This is a genomic window from Variovorax sp. Soil_C_12 (assembly GCF_057657375.1).
In genome coordinates this window covers 1-23,115 of sequence record NZ_JBDGIO010000024.1, presented here as the reverse complement: position 1 = coordinate 23,115, position 23,115 = coordinate 1, and the positions used below count along the sequence as shown (strand labels likewise).

Annotated in this window: 22 protein-coding genes; 7 read left to right on the top strand and 15 right to left on the bottom strand. The window is 61.5% G+C overall.

The genetic code is table 11. The features are described from left to right. The gene (locus AC3A6X_RS34435; protein ID WP_487846378.1) at positions 1-1,662 is read left to right on the top strand and encodes a nuclease-related domain-containing DEAD/DEAH box helicase; all 1,662 of its coding nucleotides are present in this window, start codon (positions 1-3) and stop codon (positions 1,660-1,662) included. A 105-nt stretch (positions 1,663-1,767) separates the two neighbouring features. Here AC3A6X_RS34435 and AC3A6X_RS34430 read toward each other — a convergent pair whose 3' ends face one another. From AC3A6X_RS34430 to AC3A6X_RS34415, 4 genes are all read right to left on the bottom strand, one after another. Beyond that, positions 1,768-4,881 carry an N-6 DNA methylase gene (locus AC3A6X_RS34430; RefSeq protein WP_487846377.1) on the bottom strand — a complete coding sequence of 1,038 codons (3,114 nt, stop codon included), beginning with the start codon at positions 4,879-4,881 and terminating at the stop codon, positions 1,768-1,770. Beyond that, positions 4,878-6,020 (bottom strand): DNA cytosine methyltransferase, encoded by a 1,143-nt coding sequence (locus tag AC3A6X_RS34425; RefSeq protein ID WP_487846376.1) that lies wholly within the window; start codon positions 6,018-6,020, stop codon positions 4,878-4,880. The genes AC3A6X_RS34430 and AC3A6X_RS34425 overlap by 4 nt, the downstream gene beginning before the upstream one ends. After that, a complete protein-coding gene (locus tag AC3A6X_RS34420; protein ID WP_487846375.1) occupies positions 6,017-6,250 on the bottom strand; it encodes a ribbon-helix-helix protein, CopG family in 234 nt (77 codons plus the stop codon). The genes AC3A6X_RS34425 and AC3A6X_RS34420 overlap by 4 nt, the downstream gene beginning before the upstream one ends. Positions 6,251-6,352: 102 nt before the next feature. Next, a complete protein-coding gene (locus AC3A6X_RS34415; RefSeq protein WP_487846374.1) occupies positions 6,353-6,787 on the bottom strand; it encodes a very short patch repair endonuclease in 435 nt (144 codons plus the stop codon). 100 nt (positions 6,788-6,887) lie between these two features. On the opposite strand from AC3A6X_RS34415, the gene AC3A6X_RS34410 reads away from it, so the two are divergent. Then, positions 6,888-7,121: a hypothetical protein gene (locus AC3A6X_RS34410; protein WP_487846373.1), complete on the top strand. Its 234-nt coding sequence runs from the start codon at positions 6,888-6,890 to the stop codon at positions 7,119-7,121. Here the strand turns inward: AC3A6X_RS34410 and AC3A6X_RS34405 are convergent. The 3 genes from AC3A6X_RS34405 to AC3A6X_RS34395 all read right to left on the bottom strand — a co-directional run bounded on the left by AC3A6X_RS34405 (position 7,099) and on the right by AC3A6X_RS34395 (position 10,355). After that, entirely contained in the window at positions 7,099-8,028 is a 930-nt protein-coding gene (locus tag AC3A6X_RS34405; protein ID WP_487846372.1) for a hypothetical protein, read from the bottom strand. The two genes, AC3A6X_RS34410 and AC3A6X_RS34405, sit on opposite strands and share 23 nt — an antisense overlap. 6 nt (positions 8,029-8,034) lie before the next feature. Beyond that, positions 8,035-9,009: a ParB N-terminal domain-containing protein gene (locus AC3A6X_RS34400; protein ID WP_487846371.1), complete on the bottom strand. Its 975-nt coding sequence runs from the start codon at positions 9,007-9,009 to the stop codon at positions 8,035-8,037. Between the two features lie 287 nt (positions 9,010-9,296). Beyond that, positions 9,297-10,355 (bottom strand): DNA-binding protein, encoded by a 1,059-nt coding sequence (locus AC3A6X_RS34395; protein ID WP_487846370.1) that lies wholly within the window; start codon positions 10,353-10,355, stop codon positions 9,297-9,299. Between the two features lie 178 nt (positions 10,356-10,533). On the opposite strand from AC3A6X_RS34395, the gene AC3A6X_RS34390 reads away from it, so the two are divergent. After that, on the top strand, positions 10,534-11,664 hold the full coding sequence (locus AC3A6X_RS34390; RefSeq protein WP_487846369.1) for a site-specific integrase: 1,131 nt from the start codon (positions 10,534-10,536) through the stop codon (positions 11,662-11,664). 282 nt (positions 11,665-11,946) lie between these two features. Here the strand turns inward: AC3A6X_RS34390 and AC3A6X_RS34385 are convergent, their stop codons facing one another. Genes AC3A6X_RS34385 through AC3A6X_RS34360 form a run of 6 tightly spaced genes read right to left on the bottom strand, consistent with a single transcriptional unit; the run spans position 11,947 to position 17,936 of the window. Further along, a complete protein-coding gene (locus tag AC3A6X_RS34385; RefSeq protein WP_487846368.1) occupies positions 11,947-12,165 on the bottom strand; it encodes a DUF2783 domain-containing protein in 219 nt (72 codons plus the stop codon). Positions 12,166-12,176: 11 nt separating this feature from the next. Beyond that, positions 12,177-13,841, bottom strand: a complete 1,665-nt coding sequence (locus AC3A6X_RS34380) for an FAD-dependent oxidoreductase (protein WP_487846367.1) — start codon at positions 13,839-13,841, stop codon at positions 12,177-12,179. 26 nt (positions 13,842-13,867) lie between these two features. Continuing rightward, complete coding sequence (locus AC3A6X_RS34375) at positions 13,868-14,827, bottom strand: MBL fold metallo-hydrolase (protein ID WP_487846366.1); 960 nt, start codon at positions 14,825-14,827, stop codon at positions 13,868-13,870. A gap of 46 nt (positions 14,828-14,873) precedes the next feature. After that, positions 14,874-15,854 (bottom strand): PDR/VanB family oxidoreductase, encoded by a 981-nt coding sequence (locus AC3A6X_RS34370; RefSeq protein WP_487846365.1) that lies wholly within the window; start codon positions 15,852-15,854, stop codon positions 14,874-14,876. Positions 15,855-15,862: 8 nt separating this feature from the next. Next, complete coding sequence (locus AC3A6X_RS34365; RefSeq protein WP_487846364.1) at positions 15,863-16,837, bottom strand: Bug family tripartite tricarboxylate transporter substrate binding protein; 975 nt, start codon at positions 16,835-16,837, stop codon at positions 15,863-15,865. Positions 16,838-16,874: 37 nt separating this feature from the next. Then, on the bottom strand, positions 16,875-17,936 hold the full coding sequence (locus tag AC3A6X_RS34360; protein ID WP_487846363.1) for an aromatic ring-hydroxylating dioxygenase subunit alpha: 1,062 nt from the start codon (positions 17,934-17,936) through the stop codon (positions 16,875-16,877). 212 nt (positions 17,937-18,148) lie between these two features. Between AC3A6X_RS34360 and AC3A6X_RS34355 the strand changes: the two genes are divergently transcribed. Next, a complete protein-coding gene (locus AC3A6X_RS34355; protein WP_487846362.1) occupies positions 18,149-19,207 on the top strand; it encodes a LysR family transcriptional regulator in 1,059 nt (352 codons plus the stop codon). Between the two features lie 479 nt (positions 19,208-19,686). On the opposite strand, the gene AC3A6X_RS34350 is transcribed toward AC3A6X_RS34355, so the two are convergent. Next, a complete protein-coding gene (locus tag AC3A6X_RS34350; protein ID WP_487846361.1) occupies positions 19,687-20,130 on the bottom strand; it encodes an ATP-dependent DNA ligase in 444 nt (147 codons plus the stop codon). A gap of 124 nt (positions 20,131-20,254) precedes the next feature. Between AC3A6X_RS34350 and AC3A6X_RS34345 the strand changes: the two genes are divergently transcribed. The 3 genes from AC3A6X_RS34345 to AC3A6X_RS34335 all read left to right on the top strand — a co-directional run bounded on the left by AC3A6X_RS34345 (position 20,255) and on the right by AC3A6X_RS34335 (position 22,237). Continuing rightward, positions 20,255-20,452, top strand: coding sequence for a DUF3606 domain-containing protein (locus tag AC3A6X_RS34345; RefSeq protein ID WP_487846360.1), 198 nt, complete (start codon positions 20,255-20,257; stop codon positions 20,450-20,452). A gap of 363 nt (positions 20,453-20,815) precedes the next feature. Beyond that, entirely contained in the window at positions 20,816-21,943 is a 1,128-nt protein-coding gene (locus AC3A6X_RS34340; RefSeq protein WP_487846359.1) for a sensor histidine kinase, read from the top strand. A gap of 102 nt (positions 21,944-22,045) precedes the next feature. Next, entirely contained in the window at positions 22,046-22,237 is a 192-nt protein-coding gene (locus AC3A6X_RS34335) for a DUF3606 domain-containing protein (protein WP_487846358.1), read from the top strand. Positions 22,238-22,471: 234 nt separating this feature from the next. Here AC3A6X_RS34335 and AC3A6X_RS34330 read toward each other — a convergent pair. Further along, positions 22,472-23,115, bottom strand: a 644-nt coding sequence (locus AC3A6X_RS34330; protein WP_487846357.1) for an SOS response-associated peptidase, incomplete at its 5' end; no start/stop codon positions are given.

The following is a 23,115-nucleotide window of genomic DNA, read 5'->3' as shown; positions in this document are numbered from 1 at the left end:
ATGCCGAAGATCCTTGGCCAGAACAGCGTCGACCGCTGGGAGCGCGAGGTGCGCCGGCTGCTCACGAACCAATTGCCTCAAGATTGGATAGTGGTGTGCAACGTGGCTTGGGCGATGCAGAATGACCATGGCTTGGTGCGGGACGGCCAGTGCGACTTCGTGGTGCTGGTGCCTGGCCTTGGAATGGTCATCCTGGAGGTGAAGGGGTCTCGGTCCGTCAGGGTGGGAGACGACGGGATTTGGTACCGGCAGGAAACCAACCGCCGCACAGGGAAAGTCGGAGCCGAGGTGCCTATCGACGAGCCGCCGCCCGAGCAGGCTTGCAGGAACATGCACACGCTGGCGAAGGTCGTGTGCGACCGCCTGCCACGGCAAGGATTCCCGGGCGCGTTTGCGTATGTCGTTGCCTATCCCAACGGCCAGGTGGAGGGCTCTTCCGCGCTCTATGACCCCAGCACGGTGGTTTCGTCCCAGGACATGCCGCGCTTGATGCGGAGGATAAGGGGCGCACTTGAGGCGCGTATGCATCCGCGGGCGGGAAACGAGTTCACCACCGATATGGCGGGTAGGGTTGCCGCCATCTTGTCGAACGCGTCCTTCCGCGTCGCACCGCGGGATGTTCCGCTTGATGCCGACGACGACACCGTCGATATTGATGAGCTGACCAGGCAGCAGTTCGCTGCATTGCGGGGGGCCTTCGAGTTGCCGCGGGTCGCCATCGTTGGTCCTGCAGGATCGGGGAAGACTTTGCTCGCGCTCTGGAAACTTGATGCGCTACTCGAAGAGGGAAAGCGTGCGCTGTACGTCTGCTTCAACAAGGCTCTCGCCGAACACTTGAGGCAAGCCAACCCGGAAATGTCAGCGGCGATCACGTCCGTCGACCGGCTTTTCTACCAGCTTGCCGAGATACCCGATGGACACCAGGTTGGCGAGCGCTTTTTCACAGAAGAACTTCCCTCGCGTGTGCAGGACGTCGCCTCAGAACTACCGTTGTCTTCGAAGTTTGAGGCGATCATCGTGGACGAGGGTCAGGACTTCGGAGAACTTCGCCTCCTTGCATTGCTTGAGCTCCTGACGCCATCCGGCCAATGGCTCTTCTTCGCCGACTGGGGCCAGAACGTCTACCAAGCGGCCAAGCAGGAGCCGCTCGGTGCGGAGGTCACCTTCCGGCTGTACCACAACTGCCGCAATACCCAACTGGTGAACGCTGCCACGAATGGCTGCTGCGAACTTGCAGTGGTGCATATGCCTGGTGTTCCATTGGGTGCCGCACCGCTCGTGAAAAAAGGATGGGGCGGAACGGCGGCAGCTTCTGCCTGGGCGGCTGCACATGAACTGAGCCCTGAAGGCGGATCGATCTTCCTGTCGCCGTTTCGGCTGGAGAATTCCTGCTTGAGCTCAGCGAGGCGGGCCCACGGACTGGAAGTGACCGAAGACATCGCCTTGATCGGGAAGCCCGGCTTTGTCTATTTCTCCACCATCAGGTCGTTCAAAGGCCTTGAGGGAAAGAATGTCGTTCTGCTGCACGCCGATATTCCGGGCAGGATTCCAGCACTTAGCGCGGATGATTTGTACGTTGCATGCACCAGGGCTACGGGCCGCCTTGCCATCATGGCGTCGTCAGAAGAATCCTTGCAGTGGTACTCGCAACGGACAGGCTAGCCTTGCAGCGTTGCAGCGGTTCCTGGCTGCGGTCGCCCTGGCTGATGGCGATGGGCTGCGCGGGGGGCGGCCCAGGACTTGGCCTGGGTACGGCCGCACTTCCGGTTAGATCGATAGCAGTTGCCGCACCCGCAGATCGAGTTGCTCTAAGTCAGCCGGCTGGACGTTGCCCGCGCTACTTGTCAGGTCTCGCGCGATGCTGCCGATGGCGGCCATCTGCCCATCTGCCTCGTCGAACTTGGGGATATTGAGGTACTCCGCAACGCTGGCGCCAAGGCTCAGCTGGGCCGCGTACGCAGACACTGCCTTGGCGATGGTGGGTGCGTTCAGGAAGCCTGTCAGGTAAGCCGCCTCAGGCTCCGATTCGACCGGGATGAAATAGAGCTTGTGGTCTGGTACCACGGTCTTTTCGCCCGCATGTTCGATAGAAGCGCTTCCGATGTAAGCTGCAGCGAACGTGTTACCCATTTCCCGCCAGAGCACTTTGAAGGGGGCGAACGTGTAAGGCCCGGTGCTCCAAAGCGAATAGAACTCCTGCCCCTTCTGGAATCTCTTTAGGCTCGACCGTTGCTCGAGGTGGCTCTTGAAGCGGTTGAGAAACTTGAACGTGTGCGGACTATCAGCCGGCAGGTTCGGGTCGCCGTGCATGCCCCGCTGTGGGACGAGGATGCGGAGATCCACTTCAGGCACCGCATTGAATGGCGCAACACCACGTCCGCGCAGCAACGGAAACAGATGCTCGGATTCCACCGTTGCAGTGATATGGGGAATGCCCCTCGTCTTGCCGATGTCTGCCGCGTTCCGCACCGTCACCAAGTCTGGGCCTACTGCGCCAGTGGCGTGGACCCAGAAGATGCCATTGCGGTCCGTCGTAATGCCTTTCCGCGCCTTGTATTCGGGCTTCGCTCCTGCCGCGAATACCTTCGAGAACACTGCCTGGTCCTGTGCCGACCCGACGAGCCACGGCCGTGTGCCATCTCCGCCAGGTACTGGCACTGCAATTCCGTCGATACGCTTGGCAGTGCTGCGGAACTGATCCGCAGAAGCGTAGGTCCGCTGGTTGGCGTCGCCATTCTCGTCCGCGGTCCATGAGTAGTATGGAACAGGGAACACAGTGGCTGCATCCCTTTGCAGCATCAGGAAAGTCGGATGGTTGCTTACGCCGTCGAACGGCCTGATCTCCTGGTAGTCCTCAACCAGCAGGACCCGGCACGGCAAGCTGCCGTTGTCGATTGAGAAGCGCCTGAAGCCTGCGCTGGACTCGGTGGTGAATACCGAACCAGGAAGGAAAAAGCCCAAGCGCCCGTCATTGGCGAGGTAGTGCTTCACGGCCTGGTAGGTGATCACCGTCGAGATATCGGACTCGATGCCGCCTACCCACTTGTCGGTGCTGAACACGCCAAGCCCGCGGCAGTGCTGCTGGATCGACTGGGCGTAGTCCTTTGGCAGGTTGCTCCATTTGACCCATGGCGGGTTCCCGCAGATGTGCGACGACCGTGGGATCGCCCCCGCTGCAAAGCGGTCGGCCAAGATTGAACACCAGATGCCGTTCCATCCTTGGTCGTGAAGTTCGACCAGGTTGGCGACCGTCGCGCTGACGATGGAAATGTCAGACGGAGCGAGCCCCATTCCTTGAAGGTCGGGAAGGATCGAACTGCAGATCTTCGCTACGGGGTAGTCCGCATCGATCAGCATCCGCACCTTAGAGAAGATCCGGAAGAAATCGGGATGCCCGATCATCTGCTCTGGGACGGAGAACGCCCGGGGGCCCACTTCCGTATGCAGAACGTGGCTGTAGTTCGAGAAGAGATCGACGGCAGCTGGATAAACGGCATCCGCCAAGTACACCGGGAGGCGGATGGGATGTGCCGGGTCCAAGTGGGGAGAAAGGAAGACGGCAAGCGACCCCTTGGCCGCGAGAACGGCGAGAGGGTTGAGGTCGATTCCGTGGATGCCTGCGAGCAGCGATTGGGCTGTCGCGCCGCTGTTAGCCTTGCGCCGGCGCCGGATGGCTTCGAGCAAGAACGTGCCCGATCCGCAGGTGGGATCGATCAACGAATCAGTCGGCTGCCATTCCAGTAAGTCCATCCCGTGTTCTGCCAGCCAGTCCGGAGTGTAGAACTCACCAAGGGCATGCCTGACCTCCCTGGGAATGAACCGTTCGTACATACCTTTGAAGAGGTCTCGCGTCGTATCCGCGTGCTTTTTGGAGACGGCGAAGTCGACGCCGCCCAGCCGTCCTAGAATTGCGCCGAGGTGGGGCTGGTAGCGGGGCCAATCGCTGTCGTCCAAGTACCAAGAGAAGAAGTCTCCGCTCAGCATGTTCAGGATGCCGGCGTGTTCGAAAAGTTCGCCAGTCTCGACGGCACGCAGCCGCTCTGCTACCGGAACACCGGGCTCCAGCACATCTTGGCTGGCCCTTGGCAGTGCGCATGCAGCCACGAGCTTGGCAATGATGGCGATGTACGTATTGAGCGCGAATAGGTAAGCCGCAGGGTTGTCTTGGTACGGCTGGTCGTGCGAGATCTCCTGCCGGGCGAGCAGCTTCTTCATGTGCGCAGGCTGGAAGCCCACGACCTGGCTGAACAGCCTGCGCCACTCCGAAAACAGCATCTTGGTTTTCGTGGTGGAGGAGGATGCGTCCGCCTTGCAGATGCTGGCGTAGAGCTCTGGAATCAGTGCCGTCCCATACTCCGAGTCAGGCCCCACCAGAGCCTGCAAGAGCTGGGGGTGGACAAGCGGACGGCCGTTGCTTTCTAGTGCGGCGAGCAATCGGTCCGCCGAAATCTTGTCGAACTCGACGACATTTTCCCAGGTGGCGGTAGCGCCATCGAAGCGGCCAAAGGTGATGTGGGCTCCGTCCCAGGCGACCAAGACGTATTCCTGGAGTGCCCGTCCTTCTTCTGCAGAGATCAGCTCCGCATATTCCTCAGCTTGGAGGCGCGCATGGTTTGCCTTACTCCCGGCGCGCCCGCCGAACGACTTGGGTGGCTCGTACTCGATGATCACGGCACCGTGCGCCACGTCGGCGAACTTGGTGGGCTTGCCCTTTGCCTTGAGGGCCCGCTCCAACTGGAACGGTGTCCAAGGAATGGATAGTTCCGAGCAGGCCTGCTCAAGCGCTTTTTCTAGCTCGTGCCGCAGCTGCGCTTCGTTCTTGGAAATTTCAGCTGCGGAGACGACAGCGCTGACGAGGGACAAAGTAGTTGCGCTGCTCACAGCAATCCTTGTGCAAACTCACCGGCCGGGTGCATTTGAGGTCTAGGCGACTTTCGGACGGCTTGTACGTCAAGCGCAACGAGGCCGGCACCGGAGAACAAGTGGGAAAATATGGCTGCGGCCAGTTTCGGCGGCACGGCATTCCCGATCTGGGTGAACTTGGACTCCGTGTCGCCGACTGGGGTAAAGCGGGCTCCGAAGGTCTGGATCCGCGCACATTCGCGCCAGGAAAGCCTGCGCGGCGTCTCCAACACCTGGCGCTTGGGATCAGCTTCGATGTGTTCGTATTGGTCGGAGAAATCCCAGCGCTGCTTCCAGCCATCCGCAAGGTTCGACCATGTGAGTGTCATCACCGGGCTTGCTGGATGCAGGGTGATGTGTCTCCAGTTGGCCACGACGGTGAATGCTGGATCCGCCCACTTGGCCTTGCGGTTCCTAGACATGTAGTACCAGGAGAAGTGGCCTTCTGGATCGTGCGGGCGTTCGTAGAACTCCCCTTCAGGCCAGAGCGGCAAGCCCTTGATGGCGTCGCCATGGGAAGCGTAGGGCTTGAGCGGACCCGACGCCTTCGTCGTTCGGCCGTGGGTAGGCTTCGGAAACTCGAAGGCCTGGTTCAGGTCCTTCCTGACGCCTACGATGAAGAGCCGCTTGCGGGATTGCGGGACGCCGTAATCCTTAGCATTCAAGACCTTGTACGTGACGTTGTAGCCGGCCTTGCCATATGCTGCGAGCTGCTCCTTCAAGAACGTGCCGCTGCTCAGCGCCTTGAGCCCGGAGACGTTCTCCGCGACAAAGTACTTGGGGCGGACAATGCCCACTACCCGCAGGAACTGCTTGTATAGGTTCGTGCGTTCGTCCTTCTCGGGGTCCCGATTGCCCGCCATGGAGAAGGATTGGCACGGGTAGCCCCCCACGACGATGTCGGCGTCGGGAAACGCTTGGATGCCGGAGATGTCTGCGTTGCGAATATCCGCGCCAGGGAAGTACTTCTCCAGCGTCTTGCACGCGTCTGCGAGGATGTCGTTCGAGAAGATGACGTGGCCACCTGCCGCTTCCACGCCAAAGTCCATGCCGCCGCAACCCGAAAACAGGGATAGCACCCTGATCTTTTCGCCGTTCTTCTCGAAAATCTTCTTCACGATCTCTCACTTCTCTGCTGCGCATCTTCGGCATCGGTGCCTTGCGGGAGAAGGGGCCATCTGGACCTCAAGTAACTATCGATCGCGTCGCGTACGACCCAGGCAAGAGAGACCTTGTTCTCCGCTGCAATCCTTTCCAGGACTTCGTACTGCTCCTCCGGGAAACTGATGGAAGCGCGGACCGTGCGCTCATGCGCGCCGCTGTCATGGCGTTTTGCCTGGGTCCGCATGGCTTTCCCCCGAACAGAAGAGCAATTGCACCATTTTACACCACTGTGGTGAACGTCCTGCGAACTCAGGAGAGCAGCGGCGGGCGCTGTGTCGCTGTGCGGCTATCGCTGCGGCTGAGCGGCTGCTGCTGTGCTGGTGCGCAAGAACACGCGCAGGCGCTGCTCTGTTCTTTGCAGGTCGCGGATCTCGCACTCCCACAGTTCGAGGACATCCCAGCCTAAACCAATGAGCGCGGCTCGATTGCGCTCATCCCGGGCGCGGTTCCCTCCGATCTTCGGAGCCCAATATGCTGTGTTGGATTTCGGCCCCGGAGCAATCTTGCAGAGATGTCCATGCCAAAAGCATCCCTGTACCAGCACCACCTTTTTATGCCTTGGAAGGACTATGTCGGGACGCCCAGGAAGATCTTTCCGGTGTACCCGGAACCGGTATCCCATTCGGTGGAGCATCGACCTGACGACAAGTTCGGGCTTGGTGTCCTTGCCGCGGATCTGGCTCATGAGGCGGGACCTGGCCTCCGGTGTAAGGGTGTCCATGCGGATTTCCGCGGGTTGGGGCAAGCAGCGACGGGCATGTGACCCGATCTGAGCATTTTGGACTCGAAGGTCAGAGACTTGCTGGGTATCTAGCCAGGCCTTGGACGATCCCGCCGATCTCGCTAATCCGGTTGCAAGAGGCTATCTGGTCATCACGCGAGAACGCGTGCGTCCGCCAGAAGTTCAGGCGTCCAGCAGCGCATCGCTATTTGTTGAATCAACCGACGCTGGCATCCAGCAATCGGAGATCGAAGACAGAAGACAGAAGACAGAAGACAGAAGACAGAAGAATAACTACAAATTTGCCGCAGTTAAGCATAGCTCAACTTCATGACTGTTTGGAGTGGCGCCCAGCGTGGTGCGAGGGCATGGAGGTGGTGAGCGTCCGCCATCCGCAGTAAACGCAGTCGATCTACGATGATTGCACCGCCCAAGTCGCTTTCATTGGCCCAACCACCATCCGCGTGGCGAAAGTCCAAGGGCAAGAAATAGTAGCTGGCCCACGGATGCATGATGGGCATCTTCCAACCGATCTTGGCGTAGCTGGTCTCAAGCTGCTTGAATCGCCAATCCTCCTTCGAGCAGCCGCATTGTGCGAGGGCAGCCGGAATTCCCTTGCGAGCATCTGCCATTGGGTGCCATGCGACTAGGTCGATTCCACCATCTCCGCTGTCATTGCGCTTAAAGTCGCGAGCCTGGAAGCGCGCTTCCGCACGAATGTCCTTAGCCAAATTGGACATCTTATTTAGCAACGTGCCTGTGTAACGGGCTCCCACGCCCCCTCCCGCACCTGTCGCATGAACCTCTGCACCTTCAGGCATGAGGTGCCGAAAAACTTCGAGGGACAATGCTTCAAAGTACCGTGCGAGTTCGTTACGCTGACGAATCGCATCGATGTGACGCAGGAGCGACGCCAAAAGCAAGTGCAAGTAGGAGCGCTGTTGCGGCGTTTCGGGTTCCCCTCTCAGCTCAAGCGTATCCTCGTCTGGTGTTACTGCGAAGGGATAGGCATCGTCTCCGAATTCGATGCGGCGCGCGGCGGCGAAGGAGATGAGGTCGCGCCACCGCGCCTCAGCGTCAAACTTTCGATTGGCTGCCGTGGCTTCCACCCGTCTTGCAAGCCCCACCAGGTCGCCACGCGAATAGCAGCGATCGGGATGAACTAGCGCACGCAACTCAACAAAATCAGCCCACAGGTAGGGGTCGCCGCTGTGGGGCGGCACTTCCAGCGCTGTCAGCATCCCCTATCAGTCCTCAATCTTGTCGCGCAGATACGAACGGACATCGCGCGCAACTTCCGCCAGCTTATCTGCCTGGGCTAGATGCTCTCGTGTCAACGGCTTTGTATCAGGCAGCATGCCCCAGACTAGAGAGATGTGTCTTTGAGCCTCGTCGAGTGCATTGTTAAGGGCCTGTTGCGGACCCTCGCTGTAGAGATAGGCAGTGTGTAAATCGCGCGTTTTGGCAAGCATGTCCGCTGCATGTTTGCTGCTCACGATGTCAGCCAGCTTGCCGATATTCCGAGACTCACCAACGATTGTTCGACCCTGTTGATCCTTAGGGAACAGCCAACCGAATAGCAACTTAAGCCGATCGTCTTTCAACTTCGGCATCTCGTAGTCGTCCCGTCCTGAAAGCCCGAGCCAGTCGGTTATTTTCTTGTAGTTGAGGGCGGTGGTGATATACGAAAACTCAATATCCTTTCCCTCCATGGGAAGGCCAAAGTACTTAGCACCCTGCGCTGTGTGGTAAAGCTGCAGACCGGTCAGCAACTGGCCCACGTAGTCAACCCGGCTTCCAATGTCTCGAGCCAACGTACGCGTCAGGTCGACTTTCGGCAAATCTCGGTAGAACTCCTGCCGGAGGTCCATCAAGTACTGCGCCTTGGAAAGAGAATCCCACTCCTTAATTCCGGTAATGTGCCGGTAACCCAGATAGCGCATCGACGACCGGCGGTCAGGGTACTCGATGCACGGCAGTTCATCAGGAATCGGGACAACAGCCGCCTCTCGAAGTTCTTGGACACTCGCCTTCCGACGCGTCGGTGGCTCAAACTGCCGGTTTAGCAACTTGACCGCTGCGAGACGCCGGTTTCCTTCCACGACGATCAGCCTGCCGCCTTCTCTCGTGACAAGTAGCGGTTCCCCCTCAAAGTAACCCTTCTGCCCGATTGAGGCCATTAGGTCTTGGACGCCCTCGTCATCAAGCATCTCTTCGATCACCTGCTGATCTTCACCCGCGTTGTTAAGTCGTTAGAAGCGCGGGTTCTTGGGGTCGAAATGCAAATCAGCGGTCTTGAACCGCACGATGGGGGGCGGCGCAGCAGGCATAGCCTGAGCTGAAGCTTTGCTTTTTGTAGCCATAATCCTAAAAGTTTCGCGCCCGTTCACGTGCCGCGCGTGGTCGGAGTACCGCAATTCTCGAACAGCGGTAGGAAGATCCGGTGTATTTCATTATCAGGGCGGATTGGCCTGAGCCAGTTCGGATGACCGCGATGACATGCGCATGGTCACCTCGCGCCGCGCGAACGCTTGGGCCGAGCGGTTGCCGGCGTCTTGCCCCGACCTGCCAAAGCGCTAGCCAATAGCTCGCGGGTAGCTTCATGCGCCAGCTCGTCTGCCTCAGCGCGCCTGAGCAGGCCGTCTATTTGATTTTTGGCGGCTGCGCCTTCAGCGCGTGCCTTGGCCAGCTCGACACTTTGCGCGGCCAGTTCGTCACGCAGCGCCAGTTCGGTAGCGCGGGCAACCTCCCGCACCTGTTGTAGTTTGCTTAATTCCACCTCAAGCCGCTTCGCCGCCGCTTCCTCGCTTTTGGCCCGTCGCTGCTGCTCCCTGGTCAGTTCGGATTCGAGTGCCCTGGCCGCTTGCCGGGCCCGGTCGACCTCGGCCAGCATCCGCCTTTCCTGGCCGGCATGCCGTTCCTCGGCGTCGCGCAGGTCCTGATCGCGCGCTGCCATCGCCTCGGCGTGCTCCCGACGCATCCGCTCCTGGGCTTCGCCCGCCCGAGAGAGCAGGGCGGTCAGCCGCTTGATTTCGTCATCCAGGCCCGTGCGCACCCGGTGAGCCTCGATAGCGTGTTCCTTGAGTTGGCGCTCCAGCGCCTCGCGAGCCTGCTGTGACGAAGCCAGCGCGGCATCCAAGCTCATCCGGGCCTGGGCGAAGGCTTCCTCTCGTTGCGCGAGCGCTGTCTGGGCCTCGGCCAGAGCGTCCTCGCGCGCCTGCAGCTCCGCGCGCACCGATTCCAGCTCGCCGCGCTGAACTTCCTCGGCCTCCCGGCGCGCCGTCTCCCAAAGCAGCCGCGCGGCATTGCGCACGCCCACCGGCATCCCGTCCGCATCATTGCCGGCCGGCCGCGGCGAACCTGCTGCTTGCATGCTCACCAGCCGCTCGCCGAGTGTCGCAAACCAACGCTCGAGCATCGGGCTCACGGTGTTCGGCGAGCCGCGCCCGATCTTCAGCCGCACGCGCTCGATGGTAGGCCGCTTGCCCTCGGCCAGCAGCGCATCCGCGGCCGCGAAGACGTCCGCCTCCTGGATCCCGCGGCCTCTCAATTCCGTGACCTGGCTCATATCAATCCTTCCGTTGCCGCGACCATTCGCCACAGCTCACAAACCACTTTAACTTCACCCTCGAACTTCCTGACTTCAGCTACTCTTCGGCCCCTCTTTTACCATCGATAAGGGAATGTTATCGTGACTTATCGATGTATGATGTCGCGAATCATACATCATATGTAAGATAATTACCATGAAAGCAGCCGAAACGCACCCGCTCGCGAACCTGCCCGAACGCAGCCTGGCGCTGGATCCGGCGCGCCTTGCGCAGACGACCGAGGACGCGGCGCGCGCGCTCCTGCGCGAGGGCGAGTCGGCCAACACGCGCGCCTCCTACGCCTCGGCGATGCGCTATTGGTGCGCCTGGTACGCCGCGCGCTATGGCCAAGCGCTGCGAATGCCGGTTCCCGTGCCGGTCGCCATCCAGTTCATCGTCGACCACGCCGCGCGCAAGGCGGATGCGCAAGACCCCGACCGCAAGGCCGGCCCGTCGACGGGATTGGTCAGCGAACTGCCGCCGGACATCGACCAGGCACTGGTGGCCAACGGCTACAAGGCGCGGCTCGGCGCCCCGGCGCTCAACACGCTCGTGCACCGCATCGCGGTGCTGTCCAAGGCGCACCAGCTGGCCAAGGCGCCGAATCCTTGCGCAGACCCGCTGGTGCGCGAGCTCCTGGCCCAGACGCGCCGCGCCTACGCCAAGCGCGGCGCGCGCCCGCGCAAGCAGCGCGCGCTCACCAAGGATCCGCTGCAGGCGGTACTGGCGACCTGCGACGACACCCTGCGCGGAAAGCGCGATCGCGCCCTCCTCCTGTTCGCCTGGGCCACCGGCGGGCGACGGCGCTCCGAGGTCGCCTCGGCGACGTTCGAGAACCTTCAGCGCGTGGGCGGAGATGGCGCCCGCTCCTATCTCTACACGCTCACGCACTCCAAGACCAACCAGGCCGGCGCCGAGCGTCCCGAGGACGTGAAACCCCTGGTGGGCAGCGCGGCTGCGGCCATGCAGGAGTGGCTCGTCGCCAGCGGCATCCAGGAAGGCGCCCTCTTCCGTCGCATTCGCAAGGGGGGGCATCTCGGGGAGCCGCTCGCGCCTGCGGCCGTGCGCGACATCGTGAAGGAGCGATGCGCGATGGCGGGGGTCGAGGGGAAGTTTTCTGCGCACTCGCTCAGGGCCGGGTTCGTGACGGAAGCCGGCCGGCAGAACATGTCGCTGCCCGAGACGATGGCCATGACCGGTCATCACAGCGTGGCGACCGTGATGGGCTACTTCCGCGCCGAAAGCGCGCTGGGCAGCAAGGTCAGCCGGATGCTCGACGATGATTGAACGCGCTGTCGTGCTGCGATGTGCCTACCGCGATAGGAAGACTTATCACGATAGCCGCGGCGGTTGCATCGCCTGGGTTTTCTCAGTTGAGCCAGTGCTCAAAGGTCTGTCGCCCGATGACCGCTCACCGGCGATCCTGGGATCCGCTGTAAGCCGGCTCTGGGCCCATTGCTGCCCCGCGAGGGCGTAGCGCGAACGGCTGCTATGCAATGCGATAGCGGCCGTCCTCCGAACACTGACCTTCAACAGTCGATCGTCGGCAGACCCCTTCAAGGGCAAGCGCTAGTCACCGCTGCGTTTTTGCGGACTTCGCTGCGCCGCGGTGAAGGCTGCTCGCAACACAGACAGCGCGCCGACGTGATTGGCTAGTACCAATACCAGCCGGGCGTTGAAAGCATGGCTCTCTTCGGTCGTGAGGCCTTGGTGCGCCTCGATCAGCGCTTCGTAGAAGTCGTCGGGCGCATCGAGGTTGGATGCGGTGATCAGTTGTTGCTGCAACATGGCATGTCCCTTCATTCCTTAGCCAATGCTCGGTCGAGGGCGACGCGCAGCGCCTGCTCCGAAGGGGAGCGCCAGCGAGCACAGACGTGCTGGTCGGGACGCAATAAATAGAGGGTGCCTGGCTGCGCGTCGTAGCGCTGTGCGGCCAGCGCGTTGTCTTGCAGCGGCACGCGTAGGATGCGCAAAGCAATGTCCGTTTGCGCCAGCGCGCGCGCCACGCGCTCCACGCGCTCCGCATCTTCTCCATCGCCAAACACCAAGGCAGTGAAGTTGGAGCGGCCGAGTTCGCGCAGCAGCCAGCCGCGGCGACCGTCGGCAAGCGAAATTGGCGCGTCGGCCGCTACTCGACCGGGGACCATCGGGCCAGCAAAGGTATCTACGTCGGCCGTAAGAAGCGGCGAGCCGTACAGCGTGGCCGGGACTGACAGTCGGCCGCTGTTGACCAAGGTGCGAGCGAACGGATGTTCCTTTGCGAGTTCCAGGACGGCATCGCGGAACAGCCGGCTCACCTCGCTCTTAGGAGTGATGAAGTCGGTGGCACGGGTCGAGTTGCGGATGTTTTCGTCGGCCGCGTATTCGCGCTCGGTAGCGTAGCTGTCGAGCAATGCGTCAGGTGCCTCGGCGCGCAGCACGGCCGCCAGCTTCCACGCCAGGTTCTCAGCATCCTGCACGCCCGAATTGGCACCGCGTGCGCCGAAGGGCGATACGCCGTGCGCCGAGTCGCCGGCAAACAGTACGCGGCCATGTCGGAAGTGGTCCATGCGCAGGCATGCAAAGGTATAGACGCTGGCCCACTCGAGCTCGAACTGGGCGTCCTCGCCGAGCAGTGCCTTGACGCGGGGAATGATGTTCTCGGGCTTCTTCTCTTGCTCCGGGTCGGCCTCCCAGCCAAGTTGGAAGTCAATGCGCCACACGTTGTCGGGCTGCATGTGCAGAAGCACGCTCTGGTTGCGGTGGAATTCGGGGTCGAACCAGAACCATCGCTCCGCCGGCCGATCGAGCTTCATCTTCACGTCGGCGATGAGGAAACGGTCCTTGAAGACCCGGCCCTTGCTCTCCTGGCCGATGAGCTGGCGCACGCTGGAGCGGGAGCCATCGCAGGCCGCCACGTAGTCGGCCGCGAGCCGATAGTTGCCGTCCGGCGTTTCGATGGTCAGCACTGCATGATCGTCACGCTGCTCGAGGCCGACTACCTTGTTGTTCCAGCGGATGTCGATCGACGGCAGGTGTGCCGCGCGCTCTGCCAGGTAGCCCTCGACGTAATACTGCTGCAGGTTGATAAAGGCCGGTCGTTCGTGCCCTTGCTCTGGCAGCAAGTCGAACTCAAAGATCTGCTCGTTGCGGAAGAACACGCGGCCCAGCCGCCACGACACGCCCTTGGCCACCATGCGGTCACCGCAACCGAGCCGGTCGAAGATCTCGAGCGAGCGCTTGGCGAAACAGATGGCACGCGAGCCTGTCGACAGGCGGTTGTCGTTGTCCAAGAGCACCACCGGCACCTGCTGCTGCGCGAGGTCGACTGCCAGCGCCAGGCCGACCGGCCCGGCGCCCACCACCACCACCGGGTGGCGCGCCGGCGCGGTGGCCGTCTGGTCCGGATGGCGGACGTAATCGAAGGTTAGCTTCTGATAGTCGAGCGGTTCCCCGCCGACCGACGCGAGGTCGTTCAGCTGCATGTTTGTCTTTCGGTTCTGTGAAGGCCCTAGCCTTCCAGGGTCTTCCACATCTCGATGTCGCGCTCGGCGGTCCAGATGCGCGGATCGGCGTACTTCGTGACCTCGTCATAGCAGCGCGTCACGTCGAAGGGCATGCAGTGATCGAAGATCACCCAGTGGCCGTACTTGGGCTTGAGCGCCGCGAAGGTGTCCTTGTAGACCGCGTTCAGGTCCTTGCCGGCGGCGACGCCCTTTTGCACATTGGCGTAGACGTCAGCGATGAAGTCGCGCGTTTCCGTCAGGCCCTTGTCCACTGCCTCGGGCGTGGTCAGCGCAGCGCCGCGGCCGGGCACCAGCGCCTTCGGTTTTAGGGAGGCTACATTGTTCAGCGTCTGCGGCCAGTCTTTGAAATATGCGTCGCCGGCATAGGGCGTCGCCCCGAACTCGACCAGGTCTCCCGACAGCATCGCGCCTTCGCCAGGCAGCCAGACCACTGTGTCACCCTTGGTGTGGCCGCGGCCGAGCTGCAGCAACTGCACCTCGAGCTTGCCCAGCCACAGGGTCATCCTGCCGGTGAAGGTCATGGTGGGCCAGGTCATGCCGGGAGGCACCGTCTCGACATTGCTGAATAGGCGCGGAAAGCGGCCGATCTCGCTGGCCTTGTCCTGCTCGCCGCGCTCAACGATCAGGTCGTAGGTGTCCTGGCTGGCAATGATCTGTTGCGGCTCGTAGGCACTGGCACCCAGCACGCGCACTGCGTGGTAGTGGGTCAGCACTACGTACTTGATGGGCTTGTCGGTCACTTCGCGGATGCGGCGGATCACGTCGGCCGCCATCGAAGGCGTCGCCTGCGTGTCGGCCACCAGCACTGCGTCGTCGCCGATGATGATGCCGGTGTTCGGATCTCCCTCGGCCGTGTAGGCCCAGGCGTGTTCCGAGATCTGGCTGAAGGTGACTTTCTTCTCCTCTAGGTCGGCCTGGCTGGCGAACGTTTTGGTTTTATTCATGGTGGTTCCAAGGTTGGTTGGGGTCTATCGCGAGCGGCCTAAGCCGCTAGAGGTCAAGTTCGAGGGTTGGTGTCTTGGAGCGCGAGACACAAACCATCACTGATTTCTGCGCATTGCGCTCATCTTCTGTAAGCACCAAATCGCGGTGATCTGCTTCGCCGCCGCAGAGGCCAGTCTCACAGGTCCTGCACAACCCTTCGCGACAGGAGAACGGTATGGAGACCCCGTTGTCCTCCAGCGTTTCAAGGATGCTTTTCTCCGGAACCACCTGAAGGCGCAAACCGCTGGACCTCAGGACGATGTCGAACACGTCTGTGGCTACCGGGGGCGCATGCGCGACTTCTTTGGCGGTGAACCACTCGAAGTGCACGCTGCCTTCCGGACGGCTCATTCCTGCGGCTTCGACCGCCAGCATCAAAGGACGTGGTCCACAGCAGTAAACGTGTTCGTCATCCTGGGGTTCGGCCAACGCTCGCTCGAAATCTACGTGCTGACCACGCGACTCATCGTCGAAGTGAAATGTCACCCGATCGCCAAACGCACGCAACTCTTCGTAGAACGTCGTTCGCGCACGGTTGCGTGAGCAATACAATAGGGACCAACTTTTCCCGTGAGCGTCGCACCATCTGATCATCGACAGAATTGGGGTGATGCCGATGCCGCCGGCAACGAACCTGTAGTGGCCCGCGGTGGCGGTCAGGGGAAAATTGTTGCGAGGGGGGCGAACGGTCAAGATCGTGCCCAGTCGCACCACTTCGTGCATAGCCACGGAGCCGCCGCGGCTGTTCTCTGCACGGCCCACTGCCACGACGTACCGGTCGCACTCGGTGGACGTATTGCAAAGTGAGTAGTGCCGAATCAGCCCGTGCGCCTCGCCTTCACGCGGTGGCAATGTAATCTCGAGATGAGCGCCTGGCGCAAACGCAGGCAGCGCCTTTCTTGCAGGGTCCCGAAGCTCGATCGACATGACGTCCCGCGCCTCTGCGCGAATCGCGCTGACTCTGAGCGCGAGCGTGTCGGTTTGCATCTCGTTCCTTACTGGGCTTCGATGCCGAGGTCGCGGATCCGTTTTGTCACGATGTCGAACTCTGATTTATAGCTCGTAGCGAATTGATCGGGTGTCGTGTTCATGACCTCAAAGCCTCGGTCCACGTAGAGAGCAGTGATCTCAGGCGAACCGACAATGGCGCGGATCTCTTCTGAGAGCTTCTTAACAATAGGCGTCGGTGTCTTCGACGGGAGCAACACGGCGATCCATACGTTTGTGTCGAAGATCGGGTCCTTGAAGCCGAGCTCACGCATCGTCGGCACCTTGGGCAATGCGGTGGAGCGCTCCGTTCCCAACACCGCCAGTGGGGTGAGCTTCCCCGCTTGAACGTGTTGCTTCGCGCTCGCCACGGACGAGAAGCCGACGTCAACCGTCTTTGACAACAGGTCGGTGATCACCGGACCTTCACCACGCTGGGGCGAATGAACCATGCCAGCCTGCAAATCTCGGTTGAGGCTTTCGCCGGCCAGATGGCCCAGACCACCGATGCCCCATGACGCAAAGCTAAGTTTGCCTTTCTCCTTGGCGACTTGCTGCTTCAAGTCTTGCATGCTCTTGATCGGGCTTTCAGCATTGACAGAAATGAGGGCCGGGCTGCGGACAACCTGCGTTACGAACGCGAAGTCCTTCTGAGGGTCATACGGCAGCGTCTTGAACAGCGCCGCATTGTTGATCTGCGAGTCCGTGATCGTTAGGAGGACGGTATAACCGTCAGGCTTGGAGCGCGCCACCTCGCCAGCGCCAAGCCCTCCAGCAGCGCCTGGCTTGTTATCCACGACAACCGGCTGGCCAAGCGACTTCGCCAGTCGTTCGCCGATCGTCCTTGCCACGAAATCGGTTGCGCCCCCCGCGGCGTAGGGAACGACCATGCGCAGCGGTTTGTTCGGGTACGGCTCCTGTGCCAGTGCAGCTACCGGTAGCAGGGTCGTCGTCAAGAGGGCGGGAATGAGGAAGCGCTTCATGTATGTCTCCAAGTGTGGATTTGTCGGGATGCCGTTGTTAGGGCGCGGCTTGCGGGGAAGCTTGCTTACGCGCCATTTCGGCGGCTTCCTCCTCGAGCTTCTTGGTGACGGCCCAACGGAACTGAGAAAGTCCAGCGTCCATGGCGAAAGGCGTCATCTTGAAATCCGGCGCCAGGGCAAGACTTCTCTGTTGCGCAGTGATGATGTCGCGGTCCTCATCGAACGCGGCCACCACTGACTGGTGGATCGACGCGGTGACCTCCGGCCTATCGATCGCAAAGTTGTGTGGGTGGGCGAAGAAGTAGTGGGTCGAGTTTTCCGTTTCCGGCGTAATGGCCTGACAGCCGCGAAATTCGGCCGCATCCACCCGCTCGCCCTCAGGAGCGCCAGTACCCGTCGGCGCCATCCCCGAGTCCATCAGAAGGATTGCGGGTATCGTGAAGTTGTAGATGTTCCAGCGATCAACCTTGCCGGGCCATTCCTTGACCGCAGCGGCAAATGGCGGAGCTTCTGTGTTGATTGCCCAGCGCGTGATCCGCACGCCGCCGTCGATGCGTTCAACCTTGGGTTTGACGGCTGCGTAGTCCGCGCCTCCGCCCAACGTGGTCGGATGCACAAACGGGAGATGCGAGAAGTCGAGCAGGTTGTCGCAGATGAGCAGGTAGTTGACGTCGTAGTGGATATAGCCGTCGAGACTCTTCCAATCAGGGTGATCCAGCCACTGTGTATTCGGAATCAGCGCCGAATCGGCGCGATCGGCATCGCCCATCCAAATCCACACCCATCGGTGCTGCTCGACCACCGGAAACTTCCGCACTCTCGCTTGCGGCGGAATGCGTTCCTGAGCCGGGGCTTCGATGCACTGGCCATTGCTGTCGAACTTGAGACCGTGGTACATGCAACGGATGCAATCTCCCTCGCGGCGACCGACTGACAGGGGTGCGCCACGGTGGCAGCATCTATCCTCCAGTGCCACGATGCTGTTGTCCGCGTTGCGGTACATGACGACCGGCACGTTGATGATGGTCCGCGAGAACATGCCTTCGCTGGGAATTTCCTTGTCCCAGGCGGCCACGTACCAGGTGTTTTTAATGAACATGAAGTCTCCTTTGTGTAGGGCAGCTGAATTGGCGTAGACGGCGGCCCCGAGCGGGCGGCACGGCGCACTGCCCAGTGCTCGGCAGCGGGCTTAAACGCAAAGATGTCGGGGGTAGTCGAGCGACCTGCTCGTGGGCTTCAGCCGTTGCTGAAGATGTGCTGGCGTGTATTCATGTCTGTCTCCATCGTGGGCGCCGTTTTCGGCTTGACGCAATGGTATGGACGGAGGCAGTATGCGTAAACATCATTCACTGCATCTTGGGAATGTACGCCATGCATACACCCGACACCTTGGACCTCAATCTCCTAGGCGTTTTGGACGCAATGCTTCGAGAGCGAAGCGTCACACGCGCTGCCCAGACGCTCGGCCTTACGCAGAGCGCGATGAGCCATGCGCTCAATCGCCTGAGAGAATTTTTCGATGACCAGTTGTTCGTAAAGACGCCGGAAGGGATGATGCCGACGCGCAAAGCTGAAGGCATGTCGGGAACGGTCCTCAGCGTTATGGCCACCTTGCGGCAGCAAATCCTTTCGGAGGCTAGCTTCGATCCGTCGCGCGCCCGTAGAAGGTTCGCTTTATGCATGACGGATATGGGTGAGCTTGTCTTCCTGCCGCCTCTGATAAGCCGACTTCGCCGCACGGCGCCGCACTGCACTCTTCAAACACTGCAGGTGCCGATTCAGCAAATCGAGTCGGTACTAGGCGCCGGGGAGGCCGACCTGGCGATCGGATCGATCCGTTCCGCGCCCGAAGGATTGTTCCAGCAGCGGCTGTTCATGCACTCGTTCGTCACTATCGTCAGTTCCCTCAATCGAGAGGTAGGGGAACAAATAACCCTCGAGCAGTTCGAGCGGATGCCGCAGATAGTCGTCACATTGCGCGGTGGCGTAGGCGGTGCATACGACAGCGCGCTGGACGAGCAAGGGATCAAGCGAAATATCTTCCTTTCGACGCCGCATTTTTTGGTGATACCGCTGCTCATGGAGCAGCATCCCGAACTAATCGCGACTGTGCCTTTGCAACTTGCCAAGGTGTTCGAGCGCCATGGGGTCGTGCGGATCGCACAGCCACCCGTTTCCCTCCCGCCCTTTGCTCTGACTCAACATTGGCATCCGCGGTTTCACCATGACCCTGCCGTGGTCTGGCTACGTGAACTGATGAAACGCACTTTTGAAAACTACCCAGATGTGAATTTGGGAGATGACGTAGTTCTGAAATTGCGAAGCGCCCGGCCGGGGCCGAAGCGCAAGGAGAATGACGCGCAAAAGTAATCAAGCTTCGCATCGGAGCATGCTTTCCGGCGTTCCATGGTAGCGGTTCAAGGGGCGCCGTTGATGCGCCGCCAACGCAACGCGGCAAGCTCCACAGCATCCGGCTTGCCAGACGGTGCCGAGCATTCTGGAGAATCGAACGGCTGGTTCAGCACTAAGCGGACCAAGAACTGTGCTTGCTGAAGGTCGGCTTCTATGAGGACTCGTCTGTCGAGCCTTTCTGATCAACGAATTGATGGGCGGTAACCTGATCCGAGGTCGGGGTGACGAGCGTTCGGGCCAGTGCTCGGACGAACTTCTATCCGTGCAGGGCGTGAACGCCCAGCACCTCATGCTGCATGCGCGCGAAGCGCACTGGCAAACCCCGGTTACCGACGCGCCCCTTCTTGTCAGGCGCTTGGCCACCAAGCCCTCCAGCTTCAGAGGCAGCACCGCCTCGTCGAACAGCCGGCGTGCGCCCTCCTCGAAGTAGCCGACCTTCAGCAGGTTCGGCAACGGGACCTCGAGCACCCGGTCCAGTGCGGCCTGCGCTTGGCCAGCGGCCAACCGGTGATGTCGGTGCCGCGGTCGACCAGCAGGTCGAAGATCAGGTAGGCGACCGACCGGGCCCCGGTGTACCAGCGCCGCCGGCGCGCCCGGTCCTGCAGGGCGTCGAAGTCGCTGCGGCCGTACTCATCCAGCACGCACACCTCGCCGTCCGTGATGTAGGGGCCGCCAGCGATCTCGGCGAGCCCCTGGCAGACCTCAGGTAACCACTTCGACGCGTCGGCGCCGTTGCGGGTCTTCAGCCGGCAGCTTTCGTCGCCGAACTCGGCCAGGATGCGGTAGCCGTCGTACTTCAGCTCGTAGATCCAGCCCGGCTCATCCAGGTTGAGCGGCCGCTCGTCGAGCAGCATCGGGGAGAGCGTGGCGAAGTCGACCATGCCGACATCTTGGATCGCCGCGGCCGCTTGGCAATCCGAAGAAGCCGACGCGAGATGATGACGGGGGCCTACACGCCCCCCACGCGGGCGCGGCGACGTTCGGCGTGCCAACTGGGAGAACACCATGCCTGACGACACCAGCAAGACCGGTAGCGACCGGAAGTTGATCTCGCTCAAAGAGGACTACGAGGTGAGAGATTGGGCGAACAGCCTGGGCTGCACGCCTGAGCAGCTGCGCTCCGCCGTTGAGGCCGTGGGCCACTCGGCCGACAAGGTGCGCGAGCACCTCTCGGCGAGGCGCGCCAAACGTGCGGTGCGCTAAGTGCCTTAACTCGGGTTGGGTCTGCGAAATTTCGGCAGCACCCTATTCGGCAATCCGAGACCGCGACGGCCCTCCGCACGAACGAAAGTTGGCGGAGGGCCCTTCGTAGTTCACCACTTCGTACGGCGCGAGCGGCCGCCTTCTATGCGATAGTGCATAGATGTCATCAGGCGGCAATACGCCCCTATGCGGGAGGTGTGGCGACCCGCTACCGTTTTGGCTTCAGGCCAACGTCTGGAACCAGAGATGGCGGGCGAGCCTACTTCGGAGGGAGTACGGGCTTCGTGAGGTGCTCGGGGCCCGAGTTCTCTCCGCTGAACGGTTCGGCGTCCCGCGGACCCGGGGCCACTCACGGAGGACCGCATGCATAAGTTTCTTTCCAACAACCGAGAGGAGTTGATCGCGCGCTGCAAGGCGAAGGTTGCGCTGCGGCCCAGGCGGGACGCAACCGACGCGCAGCTTGCCAACGGAGTTCCGCTGTTCCTGAACCAGTTGATGAGAACGCTGGAAGCTCAGAACGATGGGGATCTTGGCGAGAGCTTCCGGATTTCGGGTGCCGCTGGCGGAGACGCAACCACTCTGTCCGAGATGGGCCTGAGCGCCGCTGCGCATGGCAAGAAGCTGTTGGAGCTCGGGTTCACCTTAGACCAAGTAGTTCACGCCTATGGGGACCTCTGCCAAGCCATCACGGACCTTGCGGTCGAGCGGGATGCCCCGTTCTCCGTCGATGATTTCCGCACGTTGAATCGTTGTCTTGACAACGCAATCGCCGGTGCAGTTACCGAGTTCGGCGCCGCGCATGACGCAAACGTAGCCCTTCAGCAGTCCGCCGATGAGAACGAGCGTCTCGGCGTGCTGGTGCATGAGTTACGAAACTACTTGCATACCGCAACGCTGGCGTTCAAGGCACTGGAATCGGGACAAGTTCCAATCGGTGGTGCAACTGGCGCCCTGTTGAAAAGGAGCCTGGCTTCTTTGGCGGCCCTGCTCAACCTGTCTCTGTCGCAAGTCAGAGTCACAGCCGAAGCGCCGCATGCAGAGGCTTTTTCGCTCGCATCGTTCGTTGCAGAGGCCAAGAATGCGGCTTCACTGGACGCGAGCGCCAGAGGATGCATGCTCTCAGTTCCGGACGTAGACGCCAGGCTCGGCATCTCTGGAAATCGAGAACAGCTCTTGGCGGCCTTGGTGAACTTGCTCCATAACGCATTCAAGTTCACCCACCCTCATACGGAGGTCACGCTGAGCGCCTATGCCAAGGGAGATCACGTACTGGTTGAGGTCAGTGACAACTGCGGAGGGCTTCCTCCAGGAGGGACCACGAACATCTTCCAGCCGTTTATGCAGGTCGGTAACGACAGGAGCGGGGTTGGCCTCGGTCTCTCCATCGCGCGACGGCATGTCGAGGCTGACGGGGGTGTCTTGAAAGTGCGGGACGTACCTGGCGTCGGATGCGTTTTCACCATCGAACTGCCGCGCAGGACGCTTCAATAGCAAATCCAGCGGCGGTTGCTGTGGGCATGTGCCGCGATTCGATCTGGGGGCCATCCTACAGTCGGCGTGCAACCCTCGGCGCAGACCAGAACGGAGATCACCATGCCTGACGACCCAAGCATCGGCAGCGACCGGAAGTTAATCTCGCTCGAGCAGGACTACGAAGTGCGCGACTGGGCCATGAGCCTTGGGTGCTCCGAGGATCAGCTCCGCTTCGCAGTGATGGCCGTGGGCCACTCTGTCGATGCGGTGCGCAAGTATCTCGCGGGGTATCCAGGTTCCAATCGCCAATGAAGTGCGCCCAGTGCCTTGGCTCGGGTTGGGTCTGCGAAGACCACCCGGACCGCCCCTCCGACGTCGTCACTGAGGGCGGATGCGACTGCGGCGGTGCGGCCGCCCCCTGCACCTGCAATCCCAACGCGATCTTCGAAGGCTGGGTGGAGGTGTTCGCAGTCAACGATCCAGAGCCGGCGGATACGCGGGTTCACTGAGGCGCGCGTCGCGACGGCCTACTGGCCGGCCAGGGCGCTAAAACAGAGAAGGCTCTTCGGCCGCCGGCGGCTCCTTCGGCCTGGCCCGCGACGGCTTTGGCTTCGGTGAGCGGGGCGGATCCGGCGGCGCCGGGCCGGCGTCGAAGATCTCGGCCGGCGCCAGCTTGAGCAGCAACTGCGCCTGATCGACGGTCCCTTCAAGCCACTGGTCGAAGTCGCCGGCCTCGATCGGGATGACCGAACGCTTGTCCTGGAATTCGAGAGGCAGCACCTGCTTCGTCTCCGGGTGCACCTCGGGCTTGTGCATGCGGCCCATGAGCGGGTGCGCGTCCGCGTTGAGGGTGAGCATGGTGTAGCTCTCGTGCGTGTCGCCCGTGGCCTTGTCCGTCCAGACGTTCCAGAGGCCGGCCAGGCCCCAGGGCGCGCCATCCGCGCGGCGGAAGCGCCACCACTCGCACTTTGAGAACGGCTGTTCGAAGGGGCCCCAATACGGCTCGTCGAAGCTCATGGCCGGGATGATGCAGCGCTGGCCCCGCTTCCATGGGTCCTTGTAGCTGGCCTTCTCCGCCAGCTCCTCGCTGCGGGCGTTGTTCGTCGGGTAGGTGAGCTTCGGCTCCTTGGCGAACCAGGGGATCAGGCCCCACTGCCCCACCACCAGCTCGCGCTCGTAGCCGGTGGCAT

Bases quoted from the DNA above. Each gene is read 5' to 3' on its own strand.
- AC3A6X_RS34435 (WP_487846378.1), top strand. From the start codon at position 1: ATGCCGAAGATCCTTGGCCAGAACAGCGTCGACCGCTGGGAGCGCGAG.
- AC3A6X_RS34420 (WP_487846375.1), bottom strand. From the start codon at position 6,250: ATGCGGACCCAGGCAAAACGCCATGACAGCGGCGCGCATGAGCGCACG.
- AC3A6X_RS34415 (WP_487846374.1), bottom strand. From the start codon at position 6,787: ATGGACACCCTTACACCGGAGGCCAGGTCCCGCCTCATGAGCCAGATC.
- AC3A6X_RS34405 (WP_487846372.1), bottom strand. From the start codon at position 8,028: ATGCTGACAGCGCTGGAAGTGCCGCCCCACAGCGGCGACCCCTACCTG.
- AC3A6X_RS34395 (WP_487846370.1), bottom strand. From the start codon at position 10,355: ATGAGCCAGGTCACGGAATTGAGAGGCCGCGGGATCCAGGAGGCGGAC.
- AC3A6X_RS34390 (WP_487846369.1), top strand. From the start codon at position 10,534: ATGAAAGCAGCCGAAACGCACCCGCTCGCGAACCTGCCCGAACGCAGC.
- AC3A6X_RS34385 (WP_487846368.1), bottom strand. From the start codon at position 12,165: ATGTTGCAGCAACAACTGATCACCGCATCCAACCTCGATGCGCCCGAC.
- AC3A6X_RS34380 (WP_487846367.1), bottom strand. From the start codon at position 13,841: ATGCAGCTGAACGACCTCGCGTCGGTCGGCGGGGAACCGCTCGACTAT.
- AC3A6X_RS34375 (WP_487846366.1), bottom strand. From the start codon at position 14,827: ATGAATAAAACCAAAACGTTCGCCAGCCAGGCCGACCTAGAGGAGAAG.
- AC3A6X_RS34370 (WP_487846365.1), bottom strand. From the start codon at position 15,854: ATGCAAACCGACACGCTCGCGCTCAGAGTCAGCGCGATTCGCGCAGAG.
- AC3A6X_RS34365 (WP_487846364.1), bottom strand. From the start codon at position 16,837: ATGAAGCGCTTCCTCATTCCCGCCCTCTTGACGACGACCCTGCTACCG.
- AC3A6X_RS34360 (WP_487846363.1), bottom strand. From the start codon at position 17,936: ATGTTCATTAAAAACACCTGGTACGTGGCCGCCTGGGACAAGGAAATT.
- AC3A6X_RS34355 (WP_487846362.1), top strand. From the start codon at position 18,149: ATGGTATGGACGGAGGCAGTATGCGTAAACATCATTCACTGCATCTTG.
- AC3A6X_RS34350 (WP_487846361.1), bottom strand. From the start codon at position 20,130: ATGGTCGACTTCGCCACGCTCTCCCCGATGCTGCTCGACGAGCGGCCG.
- AC3A6X_RS34345 (WP_487846360.1), top strand. From the start codon at position 20,255: ATGCCTGACGACACCAGCAAGACCGGTAGCGACCGGAAGTTGATCTCG.
- AC3A6X_RS34340 (WP_487846359.1), top strand. From the start codon at position 20,816: ATGCATAAGTTTCTTTCCAACAACCGAGAGGAGTTGATCGCGCGCTGC.
- AC3A6X_RS34335 (WP_487846358.1), top strand. From the start codon at position 22,046: ATGCCTGACGACCCAAGCATCGGCAGCGACCGGAAGTTAATCTCGCTC.